The 13063-nt window shown below is 33.7% G+C and carries 7 protein-coding genes and 4 pseudogenes; 5 read left to right on the forward strand and 6 right to left on the reverse strand.

All coding sequences use genetic code 11. The annotated features are described in order from the left end of the window. Window positions 1-222 precede the first annotated feature (222 nt). Together O1Q06_RS04875 and O1Q06_RS04880 are read left to right on the forward strand one after the other, a co-directional pair. Entirely contained in the window at window positions 223-3396 is a 3174-nt protein-coding gene (locus O1Q06_RS04875) for a tetratricopeptide repeat protein (protein WP_410542264.1), read from the forward strand. Continuing rightward, a pseudogene (locus O1Q06_RS04880) lies at window positions 3387-4298 on the forward strand (ankyrin repeat domain-containing protein); the annotation flags it as partial. The gene O1Q06_RS04875 and the pseudogene O1Q06_RS04880, both read left to right, overlap by 10 nt. A 294-nt stretch (window positions 4299-4592) precedes the next feature. Here the strand turns inward: O1Q06_RS04880 and O1Q06_RS04885 are convergent. The 4 genes and pseudogenes from O1Q06_RS04885 to O1Q06_RS04900 all read right to left on the reverse strand — a co-directional run bounded on the left by O1Q06_RS04885 (window position 4593) and on the right by O1Q06_RS04900 (window position 7067). Beyond that, window positions 4593-5461, reverse strand: a pseudogene (locus O1Q06_RS04885) (IS982 family transposase). Between the two features lie 437 nt (window positions 5462-5898). After that, the gene (locus O1Q06_RS04890; protein ID WP_410542265.1) at window positions 5899-6378 is read right to left on the reverse strand and encodes a disulfide bond formation protein B; all 480 of its coding nucleotides are present in this window, start codon (window positions 6376-6378) and stop codon (window positions 5899-5901) included. 98 nt (window positions 6379-6476) lie between these two features. Continuing rightward, the gene (locus O1Q06_RS04895) at window positions 6477-6773 is read right to left on the reverse strand and encodes a hypothetical protein (RefSeq protein ID WP_410542266.1); all 297 of its coding nucleotides are present in this window, start codon (window positions 6771-6773) and stop codon (window positions 6477-6479) included. 48 nt (window positions 6774-6821) lie between these two features. Then, window positions 6822-7067: a hypothetical protein gene (locus O1Q06_RS04900; RefSeq protein ID WP_410542267.1), complete on the reverse strand. Its 246-nt coding sequence runs from the start codon at window positions 7065-7067 to the stop codon at window positions 6822-6824. A 94-nt stretch (window positions 7068-7161) separates the two neighbouring features. On the opposite strand from O1Q06_RS04900, the gene O1Q06_RS04905 reads away from it, so the two are divergent. The 3 genes and pseudogenes from O1Q06_RS04905 to O1Q06_RS04915 all read left to right on the forward strand — a co-directional run bounded on the left by O1Q06_RS04905 (window position 7162) and on the right by O1Q06_RS04915 (window position 10917). After that, window positions 7162-8167, forward strand: a protein-coding gene (locus O1Q06_RS04905) for an IS630 family transposase (protein WP_410542255.1) whose coding sequence is annotated in 2 segments (ribosomal slippage) — window positions 7162-7623 and window positions 7625-8167 — 1005 coding nt in all. Because the reading frame shifts where the segments join, the coding sequence is not laid out codon by codon here. Between the two features lie 325 nt (window positions 8168-8492). Further along, window positions 8493-9360 (forward strand): annotated as a pseudogene (locus O1Q06_RS04910) (IS982 family transposase). Window positions 9361-9480: 120 nt separating this feature from the next. Then, a complete protein-coding gene (locus O1Q06_RS04915; RefSeq protein WP_410542232.1) occupies window positions 9481-10917 on the forward strand; it encodes an ankyrin repeat domain-containing protein in 1437 nt (478 codons plus the stop codon). A 186-nt stretch (window positions 10918-11103) separates the two neighbouring features. Here O1Q06_RS04915 and O1Q06_RS04920 read toward each other — a convergent pair whose 3' ends face one another. Together O1Q06_RS04920 and O1Q06_RS04925 are read right to left on the reverse strand one after the other, a co-directional pair. Next, window positions 11104-11304 carry a hypothetical protein gene (locus tag O1Q06_RS04920; RefSeq protein ID WP_410542231.1) on the reverse strand — a complete coding sequence of 67 codons (201 nt, stop codon included), beginning with the start codon at window positions 11302-11304 and terminating at the stop codon, window positions 11104-11106. 211 nt (window positions 11305-11515) lie between these two features. Then, window positions 11516-12517, reverse strand: a pseudogene (locus O1Q06_RS04925) (IS630-like element ISWpi10 family transposase). Window positions 12518-13063: the final 546 nt, after the last annotated feature.

Raw genomic sequence — 13063 nt, forward strand, 5'->3', positions numbered from 1 at the left:
AGTCAATAAAAGGATTTAATTTGACAGTAGAGATAGGTATATTTTGAAATATTTTAGTTTCAATATTATTGATAATCAAATTATATTCCTTAAAAGCTATAAATTTTGTTGCGCTGGAAAGTGTTCTGTGTAATATCACATTATCTTATGATTTAGTATGGTCAAGTAAACCTACTAATTTTCTGAACAATTAGAGTTATTATAAAACAAAGGATACAAAACATGCTTACTAAACAACAATTCCAAGAAACAAGTAAAAGACTTAATCCAGTACACGGTAACATTTATCAGTTAAAGTTGTTAATGCTCTTTCTTTACCGTGGTGTTTCTAATCAATATTCCTTTCGTTTAGCTACAGAAGTAAAAGAAGCTGAAAAGTTTGATGATCTGGTATTTCAATACGTTGAAGATGGTAAAATAAAGTATCGTCTATTGCAGGCGAAACATAAGTTAGATCAATCTAAGAAGATTACATTAGATGATTTACTTGGAAGAAATGATAATAACTACAATTTAGTCAAATATTTCTTTTCTTACAGAGATGCTAAGAAGAGTAAGTTATTTCAAGATGGTATAATAGAAGACGTAATAATATGTACTAACATTGGTTTGGATTTGCCAGACCTAAAAAGAAATGGAATAGAGGTTAAAAATATAGAAGGTCTTGATTGTATTCTTGATATTAAGAATAGCGCAAGTAAAAGATATGGCTTTAATCAAGGACTTATTTCAAAGTTAAAGCCAATACTGGACACAAACTTGAAACATGGTAATCTAATTAGTGACGAAGAAATACAAGACTTCCTCAACCACTTAGTATTTGCAGTAAATCAACCTAACGAAGAAGAGCTAGGCAAAATTATCAAAAGCGAAATAGGTGAAGACTTAGATTTAGTTACAACAGAGAATACATATAATAAATTCTTTATAACAATGTTAAGGTGGCTACAGGAAAAGGAAAGAGGAAGGTTTTTATCATATGAAGAAGGAAAAGAATTTTTTGAAGAAGCAAAAAGAGGACTGCCTATCTTATTTAACGTCAGAGATCCAGTAAGTTCTTTTACCGGAAGAATTGAACAGCTAGATAATTTACATAAAGCAATGATGAATGGTGGCCGTGCTATAGTATCACAATCTGTTTCAATAAGTGGTCTTGGTGGAGTAGGAAAAAGCGAGTTAGCGAGGAAATACATTAGAGAGTACAGCCGAGATTATGATAACAAGGTTATATGGATAAATGCTGAAAATCATAACACTCTTTCAGAGTCTTTTCGTAGATTGGCATGTGATAAGTTAGGAATTAGTCTAAAAAATAGAGATGGAAAAGAAAAAGATATAAAGTCTATAGTTGAAGATGTATATAGGTTCTTTTCTAAGGGAAAGAGTCTTTTTATTTTTGATAATGCTGAGAAATATAGAAGTCAAAGAGAAGATGATGATGGAATAGATAAGTTTTTACCTTCTTTACCAGAGAATATGAATAAACCACATATTTTGGTAACGTCTCGTAATACAAAATGGCCAAAACATGTAAAGATATGTTCATTGAATACATTTACTAAAGCAGAATCGATAGAGTTTATTAAAAAAGCTTTAAGGATGGAAAATAGTAAACAAGATGAAGATATAATAAAATTAGCAGAAACGCTTCAATATTTTCCTTTAGCATTACAACAAGTAGTAGCGTACATAAGAGAAAAGAAAAAGGAATTAAGAAATGTAGGTTTGGAATTTACGATTAATGATTACCTACAGAGATATGAAGGTAAAACAAGAGAATTGCTTAATTTTCCATTTCCAGAAGATAGTGATGACAACTATACTAAAGCAACTTTTACAGCTTTGAAGGTACAGTTAGATGCTGTAGAAAAAAGGGAGAATGGAAATAAAGCCATAGAGATTATTAATGTGATAGCTTATCTTGCACCTGAAAATATTTCTACAAAAATGTTTTTAAGTCTACGAAGCAATAAAGAAGAGTTGGGATCTGCAATTGGATTATTAAAGCAATATTCAATTGTTAATGTAGAACAAGAGCAAGTAGTATTAAGTGTTCATAGGTTAGTACAGCAGGTAACAAGATTGTACTTGGACGAGCAAGGTAAGGCAGAAGAGACTATAGATCAAGCTTTTAATTTATTAAAGGGAAATTTTCCTTATTGTAGTGATAGATCAGAAGACTCGGCAAAGAAGCGTGAATTGCTACCACATTGCGAAGCTCTCTTATCATATCTTGATAATTGGTTGATGAAAAAAACTGAAGATAAACAAAAAGTAGAAGATTACGTCGAACAACTAATAGAATTGATGCGTGATGGGTATTATGACTTAGGAAACTATAAAAGGCAAAAAGAGTTGCTTGAGAAGGCTTTACCTATTTTTGAGAAACGTTATAGCAGCAATCATGTTGAAGTAGCTAAAACATTAGGAAACTTAAGTAATACTTATGGAGATTTAGGTGATCCTAACAAACAAAAGGAGTTGCTTGAGAGGACTTTAGATATTCAAGAGAGATGTTATGGCAGCGATCATGTTGAAGTAGCTAGAACATTAGTAAACTTAGGTAACGCTTATGGGGATTTAGGTGATTATAGTAAAGCAAAAGAGTTACTTGAGAGGGCTTTAGATATTAAAGAGAGAGATTATGGCAACGATCATGTTGAAGTAGCTGGAACATTAACAAACTTAGGTGCCACTTATAGGGATTTAGGTAATCCTAATAAAGCAAAAGAGTTGCTTGAGAGGGCTTTAGATATTAAAGAAAGAGATTATGGCAACGATCATATTGAAATCGCTAGAACATTAGTAAACTTAGGTAACGCTTGTGGGGATTCAGGTGATCATCATGAAAAAAAGGAGTTGCTTGAGCGGGCTTTAGGTATTCTTGAAAAACACTATGGCAGTGATCATGTTGAAGTAGCTAAAACATTAGTAAACTTAGGTAACGCTTGTGGGGATTTAGGTGATCATCATAAAAAAAAGGAGTTGCTTGAGAGGGCTTTAGGTATTCTTGAAAAACACTATGGCAGAGATCATTTTGAAGTAGCTAAAACATTAGGAAATTTAGGTAGTGCTTATGGGTCTTTAGGTGATCATAACAAAGCTAAGGAGTTGCTTGAAAGGGCTCTTTCTATTTTAAACAATCATTCCACTAGTCATCCTAGTCTCGATGTAATACTAGAAAATCTATATCTAGTCTCAAAGGCAAATTGTGAACAAAATAAGGAAACAGAAGTGAGTCCTCTCTATAGGGATAGGGATGAACTTTTATACCGCGCCGTTGTAAGTGGTGAGGAAGAGTATGTTAGAGGTTTACTAGATAGTGGAGCAGATGTTAACTATCAAGTTAAAGAAAATGGTTTTACACTACTTCACATAGCAGCAATATTTTACTAAAAAATGGTGCCGATGTTAATGCCAAAGGCAATGAAGATAATTGGACACCATTACATTTTGCAGCATTTAAAGGTTATTCCAAAGTCATTACTTCTTTGTTGAGAAATGGAGCAACTATTGATGCTGTCACTCGAGATAATGCAACTCCACTACACCTAGCTGCAGAGGAAGGTCACTTAGAAAGCGTTAAGGTTTTATTAGCAAATCAAGCTAACATTGATTCCCTAACTAATGGTAAGAATACCCCATTGTACTTTGCAATTCGAAACAGTCACATTAGTGTAGCTAATATTTTGCTGAGTAGTGGAGCAGCTGTTAATATAGAAAATAAACAAGGTGAAACTCTACTGCACTTGGCTATTAAAATGGGGAAGCTGGAAATAATTAAAGCTTTATTGTATAGGGGTACGTTATTTAACGTTGTTCCGAAGTTACCTGACTACAAACAGCTTACACAACTAAAGCCTGTTCTAGATAATGAGATTAGAAACCTACTTAATTTAGTAGAAAAACTATTTGAAGCTGTAAAACAAGGAAAGAGTATAGAAGCTGAACAATGTCTTAAAAAGGAAAAAGCAATTGTCAATGCTAGGGATAATAACGGCGGAACTCCTCTATACTGGGCTATTTCTAAGGGTTACTTAGATACTGCGAATATCCTTTTAAATAATGATGCTGATCCTACTTTAGTTACTAACAAAGGTAACACACCTTTACATATGACCTCAAATAAAGGAAACACAAAAGCCGTTAAGATTTTATTAGCTCACGTAAAAAATAAATATTCCGATAAGTTAGGTCAATTTATTAATACACAAACAACTGCAGGTGAAACCTCAGCATTGCATATTGCCTCTAATATAGAAGTTACTAGATCTCTGTTGCAATATGGTGCAGTTTATAACATCAAAAATAAGGAAGGTAAAACACCTCTTGATCTTGCTAAAAATGATGACATTAGAAAGTTACTAAGTTTCACTAATGAGCTTTTTGAAGGTGTAAAAAAAGGTAATCTTCAAATTATTAGCAAGCTACGTAGTTTGAAAGCAGATGATTTCATAGCAGTTACCAATGCTCGTAATGATCAAGGCCATACATTGCTACAAGTTGCTATAGCTAATAAACACAGAGATATTGCAACTGAGTTGTCAAAAATGCTGAAAAACCTTGCGCCCTCTAGCAACGCTAATTCTGGATTAAGGAAGGAAGAAAGTATAGGAAATGGAAGGCTTTTTGGATTTCAAGGAATAGGAAATGAGAGTAGAAAAGATGTGAACCAAGAAATTAACGGGAGATCTATGGCGAGTATGTTCAATTTCAAGTCTATTTTTGAGGTAGCCAAAAATCGTCTCAATGATCGACCTTTTTCTCAGCAAAATCTTTTCATGTAGTGAAATTAATGCGTTTTTCATCCCCTTTTTCACCTTGGTAACAAGTTTCAAACCGCGGTTAAACAACTCTTGGAAAAGCTCTTTTTTAATATAGCCTTTATCACCAAACAAAAGACCGGTTAATTTCTTAGTTAGGTTTGCTACAGGCTCTCTATCGTCAACATTACCTCTTGTAAGCGTAAAAGCTTGAATTTCACCTTTCTCGTTAATTATCAAATGTAGTTTAAAGCCGAAAAACCAGCCATATGTACTCTTGCTTAATTTTGCAATTCCAGCAAAAACCTTATTTCTTGATATTCTTTTTGCATGGCAAACTGCAATAGGAGTTGTATCTATGTATGAGATTCCAGTAAGTTCTGACCATCCGCAAAGGCACTGTAATAGCATGGCTAAATGCCACAAAACCCTGGGCTTTAGAGCAACAAACCTAGTGTATGAAGGCAACTTCGAAAACTCTGATTTGTAGAGCAATGTTAGGTAATGCAGGTAGAAAGCCTTAAAATTTTCACAGGGAGATTGCTGATACAGGAGGATTATTGTGATAATTTCCGAATGTGTAATTTCTGGCACTCTTGTGGGTTTTTACCGTTTGGCAGTAGTTTATCTGCAAAATTTTTCTCTATATCTCTGCAAAAATCATCGACCAGACAAAACAGTTTTGTTATATCTTCCATGGGTAACCTCATCTATTTTTTTCTATTTGTTGAGTTTACCCTACTCTCCTGACTTTTCTATTCTCTTTTTAATCCAGAATTAGCGTTTCCACGGTTAAACAACTCTGCTATGCTTCTTATTTGGTTCATTAATAATGAGAATTGGTATGAGCACAAAATTATGCTAAAATACAACGTTTTTGGTGAGACTATGGACAAACTGAATCCCAGTATCTGGGCGCTGGGATGACAAGAAATAGGCTGCTTTCATAAGAATGAAAGGTTATTTGGATGATAGCTGCACTTCCAGTTTCAGCTACTCGGATGACAAGAAAGAGGGCACTGGCATGCTGAACCATAATGTTCGTACAGCTGTGCAAGAATCAGTGGGTGTGACTTGCCAAATTTTTAAATTACGGACAGCACCAAGTAACGCACAAGTACAGCGTCTATACCAGTTACTGTTGTACCTTATTTCTTTCTCCACAATACATTTTACCTGATAAGAATAGAGCTACTATAAGATAAATAAGATTCCATGTTGCTAACGAAACACCAAAAATATAATGAGGTCTGTCACAAGACGGAGAGTAGTTAGGGTTTAATAGATTATTTCTTAGCTCTTCTATGCTAACCTTACCACTTGCTTGCTCTGTACAGCCTAAAACATCATGAAATAAGTGGAGTTCAAGACCTACATGATAAAAAGATATTATTGCACCAATGAGATAGCTGCAAAACATCGCATAGATTAGGATTTTGTTGTCTTTGAACATGTACGCAACTGCAAGTAGCCCTGTAACATAGTAAACTACTCGCTCGTATATGCATAACTTGCATGGTAGCATATTGAAGAAATACTCTAGCACATATGCAAAAATCAGAGCAGCGGCACTTGACAGCAAAAAGATTGTAGAACTGTTATTTATATCTGACATAATTAACGGATTACCACAACAACCGAAAAAGTCAACTTTTGTTTAATAATGTTCTATATAATTATAAAGCGACACATATCACTCTATAACTTTTTTATCTAGCCTCTATGCATGTATTCACAGCTAGATACTGATTTAGTTTGCATACTAGTTACAACCCTAGTATCACTATCTATTCTTGCAATCTCTTCTTTAGTATACAATTCATCCTTGTTTTTCGTCCAGCTATTGTCATATTGAATATCAACTTCTCCTCCATTGGTTTTAAACCCAAATGTTTCTTTTATAAGCAATCTTTTCTCTTCTTGTAATCTATTAAGATGTTCGCTAAGACTTGTATAATCAGAAGTAGGAAGAACCTCATTAATAGGACTGTTATATTCAATATTTTCCATTAGTGCATAAATGTGATGCGGTGATGATCGGAGAGTAGGATAATGCTTTTAAAATCTATGCTTTATCTCATTATAAAATTCCGTAACCTTTACTTTACCAGCATCACTTACAGCAACTATAGCATTCTCAATATTTGTTGTACCGTCATAGTCGCGACCTGTCTTGTCATTTTCAGCAACCAAAAAGCCCTGGCTAGTCTGAATCTCACCAAGTTTTTTGTCTTCCTTAGGTAAAATATCAAAATCAAAATAGATCATAGGAGATTTCAATACCAACAACATAAATATACGCATACTGTCTATCTCATACCAATTCCCGCTATACAAGCAACGAATAGAAAATAATGGAAAAAAGCCATACTGAAGTAAGTAAAATAGCGAGGTTTAGATGGCATTAAGATCAAAATTATTGGATGAAAAAGTGGTGAAATCAGCAAAAGAGATGCTGAAGAGAGTAAGAAATAATGCGTATGTTGCAAAAAAACTAAATGCTGTAATTGCAGCAAAAAAGCACAGTATAACAGCTGTAGCAAAAATATGTTGCATTTCGAGAAAGGCAATTACTACATGGATAAAGCACATAAAATTTGGAAGAGAAGAAAAATTATTTGCTCCACCTCAACGCCGTAGAAAAACTATATTGAACCAAAGTCAACTTGAACGAATTGAGTTGTGGATAGAGGAAAACCCCAATATTACTATTAGAGAAATGAGAATAAGAATCCAAGAAAGATTTGGTTTGAATATCAGCAAATCCGCAATACATCGTAATATGCAAAGAATGAAATTCTCATATATCACACCAAGACCAGTTCATAGTGGACAAGATAAAAACAAGCAAGAGGAGTTTAAAAAAAAACCTCAATGAAACTATTGTCATGCATTCTGAAAAAGAGCTATTTTTCTTCGATGAATCACGGTTTGGTACACATTCGAAAGTTGGACATGGGTGGTTTAAAAAAGGCAGTAGGACACAGGTTAAGGTAAAATTAGGTAGGGAAAATTTTTATCTCTATAGTGCAGTTAATCCTAGAAATGGAGAGAATTTTAGCTTATTTGCACCAAACGTCAACACTGATTGTATAAATATATTCCTTGAACAGATGTCGCAATATTTAGGAATACGAAAGGCTTTTCTCTTGATGGATTGCGCTAGTTGGCATAAGTCAAAAAATTTAAAGGCACCTAAAAATATCGAAATTATATACCTACCACCATACTCACCTGAACTCAATCCTGTTGAGAGGTTTTGGTTATATATAAAACAGAACATTTTACGCAATAAAATCTACGATACAATCGTTCTGCTTGAATGCGCTTTGTGTAAATTTATTACCTCTCTTTCCCCTTCCACGGTTAAACAACTCTGCTATGCTTCTTATTTGGTTCATTAATAATGAGAATTGCTATAAGTTATATACATAACAATCTGTGCAATGAAAAATATAACTTGATATTGTGGTTCCCTGTTTTTCAGTGTGCAGGAATTTTAACCTATTTCTCATTAAATTTTGAACCAAGCTGTGCTTTCACTATATCTATTTTTCTCTTGCTTTCACCTATACTAATTCTGATTGCAATATTATACAGGAAATACGCAATATTATGCATTTCTTTAATTGCAGTGCTCATAACGCTAATTCTGGATTAAAAAGAGAATAGAAAAGTCAGGAGAGTAGGGTAAACTCAACAAATAGAAAAAAATAGATGAGGTTACCCATGGAAGATATAACAAAACTGTTTTGTCTGGTCGATGATTTTTGCAGAGATATAGAGAAAAATTTTGCAGATAAACTACTACCAAACGGTAAAAACCCACAAGAGTGCCAGAAATTACACATTCGGAAATTATCACAATAATCCTCCTGTATCAGCAATCTCCCTGTGAAAATTTTAAGGCTTTCTACCTGCATTACCCAACATTGCTCTACAAACAGAGTTTTCGAAGTTGCCTTCATACACTAGGTTTGTTGCTCTAAAGCCCAGGGTTTTGTGGCATTTAGCCATGCTATTACAGTGCCTTTGCGGATGGTCAGAACTTACTGGAATCTCATACATAGATACAACTCCTATTGCAGTTTGCCATGCAAAAAGAATATCAAGAAATAAGGTTTTTGCTGGAATTGCAAAATTAAGCAAGAGTACATATGGCTGGTTTTTCGGCTTTAAACTACATTTGATAATTAACGAGAAAGGTGAAATTCAAGCTTTTACGCTTACAAGAGGTAATGTTGACGATAGAGAGCCTGTAGCAAACCTAACTAAGAAATTAACCGGTCTTTTGTTTGGTGATAAAGGCTATATTAAAAAAGAGCTTTTCCAAGAGTTGTTTAACCGCGGTTTGAAACTTGTTACCAAGGTGAAAAAGGGGATGAAAAACGCATTAATTTCACTACATGAAAAGATTTTGCTGAGAAAAAGGTCGATCATTGAGACGATTTTTGGCTACCTCAAAAATAGACTTGAAATTGAACATACTCGCCATAGATCTCCCGTTAATTTCTTGGTTCACATCTTTTCTACTCTCATTTCCTATTCCTTGAAATCCAAAAAGCCTTCCATTTCCTATACTTTCTTCCTTCCTTAATCCAGAATTAGCGTTAGCAGTATGGAAAGTGTAAATGTAGCAAGTCCAAGTAGGAGCTATGGAAATCTTCCTTTATAAGATACTTATATTGAATTACTATAAAAATTTGGAGTAAAAATTATGAAATACGAAAAATGGTTAGAAATATTAAATGTAATGAATGCTGATAATGAGTTAAATTCAAATAATGTCATTGAAAAAATAAAAGATAAGTTAAGAATAGCAGATTCAAGCATATATGCAGAGTGGAGAGAAGCATCCTTTGATATAAATTACTTATTTAAGGTTAATTATGGTCATATCAATGATTACCAAACATTGCTAGGTTTAGTTGCTAAGAGTGGTTATGCAGATATAGTAAAAGCTCTAATAAATAAAGATGTTGATGTTAATAAAGCAAATCAATATAGGAGGACTCCTTTACTTGTTGCAGCTCAAAATGGTCAAACAGAAATAATAAAAGCTCTTATAGATAAGGGAGCCGATAATAATGTGGTAGATAATGAAGGTCGTACTGCCTTACACTATGCCTGTGGAGGTGGTCATTTAGATACAGTAAAATATCTGATAGATGAGAAAAATATGGATTTTATTACTCCTGATCATGATGGATGGACTCCTTTATATTGTGCTGCTGCAGCTGGCAAATTAGATACAGTAAAATATCTGGTAGATGAGAAAAGTGTAGATTTTATTACTCCTAATCAAAGTGGATGGACTCCCTTATACCTTGCTACACTTAATCAAGGTAAATTAGATATGGTAGAATATTTTGTAGATAAAGATGCAAATATTAATATTATTACCGATAAAGGTAGATCTCCACTCCAAGGTGCTAGCTGTAGCGGTAAATTAGACGTAGTAAAATATCTTATAGAGGAAAAAGGTGCTGATGTTAATACCAAAGATGAAAATTATCATACTATCCTATTTCCAGCTTTGGAAAAAGGACATCTAAATGTAGCAAAATACCTTATAGAAGAGAGAGCAATGAGTCTTGATGATAAAGATATAGGAGGTAGAACTACTCTTCATTTAGCTGTTAGCAGTGGTAATTTAGATATGGTAAAGTACCTTGTAGAAGAAAAGGGTATCACACAGTATATAAACACTAGAAGGATTGATAATCGTTGGACTACTTTACATGAAGCTACATCTAAAGGATATCTAGGGATAACAGAATTTCTTATCAGAAAAGGAGCTGTGATAAATGCTAGTGATAAATACGGTAATACCCCTTTACACAAGGCTACTATGAGAGGAGATTTAGATATGGTAAAATTACTTGTAAGTAACCGTGCTAATCTTAATCCCAAAAACGGTACTGGCTTAACACCTTTACATTATGCTACTAAAAATGGTCACTTGGAGATAGTGAGGTTTCTTGTAGAAAATGGTGCTAACCTTAATCTTCCTGATAAAAGAGGCATAACTCCTCTGCAGTATGCAAACGAAGATATTAAGGAAATGTTACTACGGAGAGCACCACCATCTAGTAGTATGGAAAGTGTAAATGTAGCAGGTCCAAGTAGAAGCTTTCATTATTATAGGGCTTAGGTTAGTTATTTAAAGAGTTTTATAAGGCAGGTAGTTATATTCGCGGAGTCATATCTAGATTATAATAGTTATCAAATTAGCTTCTTATTTTTAGTTATTAATAAGTATATCCAGTAGCTTTAGCCGTTCATGGTGTTGTTGTGCTACCCCGTATTTTGCTATTTTTTATATTAATTTGAATGGAGTTTAAATTGATTCCATTACCTGAATGGGTATCTTTTCTTCTCTTGGTTCCTCTAATGTAGAATTAGGGCCATTTGTTTTTTTAAACACATCATTATATACTAGCCACATACAACCAAGTAAAGCTATTGCTGCTGCTAATGTTGAATAATAAACTGCTATAATAATAGTTGTTAACACAGAAGCTACTATAATAGTAAACAAAAATACTTTTTGATTTGATGAAATACTATCTTTCTTACTTTTTGGACTATAATTATTTTGTGAATCAAGTGTTTTAATATTTCCTAACTTATTAGGAAATCTGACAGGTTCAAAATTAAAATTTCCTTCTTCAGCTTTTCTACTTTCTTCTATATTATCTATTTGTTTATCGAGCTCTTCACTCTTTCCTATCTAATACCAAATTCCATTACTAATCGAACAAATAAGAAACATTACAAACTCGTTTAATAGTAGCACTGGAAATACTGACAATAAAATTACACAGAACATCTTCAAGTAAGCCTATGGTATCGTAGACTCTGTTGCGTAAAGTATTGTGTTTGATATATTGCCACAACCTCTCAACAGGATTCAGTTCTGGTGAATAAGGAGGCAAGTATATAATGGTAATGTTTTTCTGAATTTTCAAACTTTTTGATCTATGCCAGCCTGCACAATCCATTACAAGAAAGGCTTTTTTCGTGCCTAAATCTTTCGACATCTGCTCCAGAAATATATTCATACAATCAGTGTTTACATATGGAGCAAGTAGGCTAATTTTCTTACCACTTCTTGGATTTACCGCACTGTAGATATAGAAATTTTGTCTACCAATTTTCATTTAACCTGCGTTCTGACCCCTTTTTTAAACCATCCGTGTCCGATTTTTGAATGAGTTCCAAATCGTGATTCATCAAAAAAATACCTCCTTTTCAGGGTGGGAATTGACTATTTTATTGAAGTATTTTTTAAACTCTTCTTGCTTGTTTTTATCTTGTTTATGGTGAATTGGCCTCGGTGTTATATAAGAAAACTTCATCCTTTGTATCTCACGATGCACTGTTGATTTGCTAATGTTTAGGCCAAATTCCTCTGAGATTTTTATTTGCACTTCCTTAATAGTAATATTTGGATTTCTTTCTACCCATATTTCAATTTGCTCACGTTGATTTTTGTTTAATTTGCTTTTTCTTCGCCGCTGAGAAGGGGAAAATAATTTTTCTACTCTACCAAATTTTATGTGCTTTATCCATTCAGTCAAAGCAGTCCTTGAAATTTTACATATTCTTGCCACAGCGCTTATACTACTTTCTTTTCCTGCTATCACCGCTTGTAACTTTTTTGAAACACATGCGTTATTTCTGACCTTTTTTAACATTTCTTTCGCCAAATTTACAACTTTTTCGTCTAACAGTTTTGACCTTAATGCCATCTAAACCTCGCTATTTTATCTACTCTAGTATCACTTCTTTCCCATTATTGTCTATCTGTTCTTTACATAGTGGGAATTGGTATTACTCTTTTTGGACTATTATGGGAAGGGCTATAAATTATTAAAACTCGTTACACGGGGACTTTTTTGCTTTTTTTGCTTGGTAAATTTTTTAATATTTGTAGCTAAAGTAATTTTCGAGAGGTGTTATGTAAGTAGCTGACACACAGCTGTACGAGCATTCATTTTTGAAAGTAAATTGCGTAGCAAATGGTGTCATCCGAGTAGCTGACACTGGGATCCATCTCTTAATACAGCCTCATCAAAAATGTTGTGTTTTAACATAAAATTAGCTACTTCTATGCTCATAAACTTAATATCCAATCAAATTTCCTGGATCACAGTGTCAAGCACTGGGATGACACCGTCACAAAGTAAACCAGTACTTGGATGAACTGGCAAAAATTGCTCTCAAATCACAAGTTCGTGCAATGATGGTGCTCCTTAAAGAAGCACCATTTGCTAATGTTTTTCTGAAATTTTAGT

Source organism: Wolbachia endosymbiont of Tetranychus urticae (assembly GCF_046529255.1).
Taxonomy (GTDB): domain Bacteria; phylum Pseudomonadota; class Alphaproteobacteria; order Rickettsiales; family Anaplasmataceae; genus Wolbachia.

Excerpts from the sequence above, each read along its gene's own strand:
- O1Q06_RS04890 (WP_410542265.1), bottom strand. The coding sequence starts at position 6,378 with ATGTCAGATATAAATAACAGTTCTACAATCTTTTTGCTGTCAAGTGCC.
- O1Q06_RS04875 (WP_410542264.1), top strand. The coding sequence starts at position 223 with ATGCTTACTAAACAACAATTCCAAGAAACAAGTAAAAGACTTAATCCA.
- O1Q06_RS04900 (WP_410542267.1), bottom strand. The coding sequence starts at position 7,067 with ATGCGTATATTTATGTTGTTGGTATTGAAATCTCCTATGATCTATTTT.
- O1Q06_RS04895 (WP_410542266.1), bottom strand. The coding sequence starts at position 6,773 with ATGGAAAATATTGAATATAACAGTCCTATTAATGAGGTTCTTCCTACT.
- O1Q06_RS04915 (WP_410542232.1), top strand. The coding sequence starts at position 9,481 with ATGAAATACGAAAAATGGTTAGAAATATTAAATGTAATGAATGCTGAT.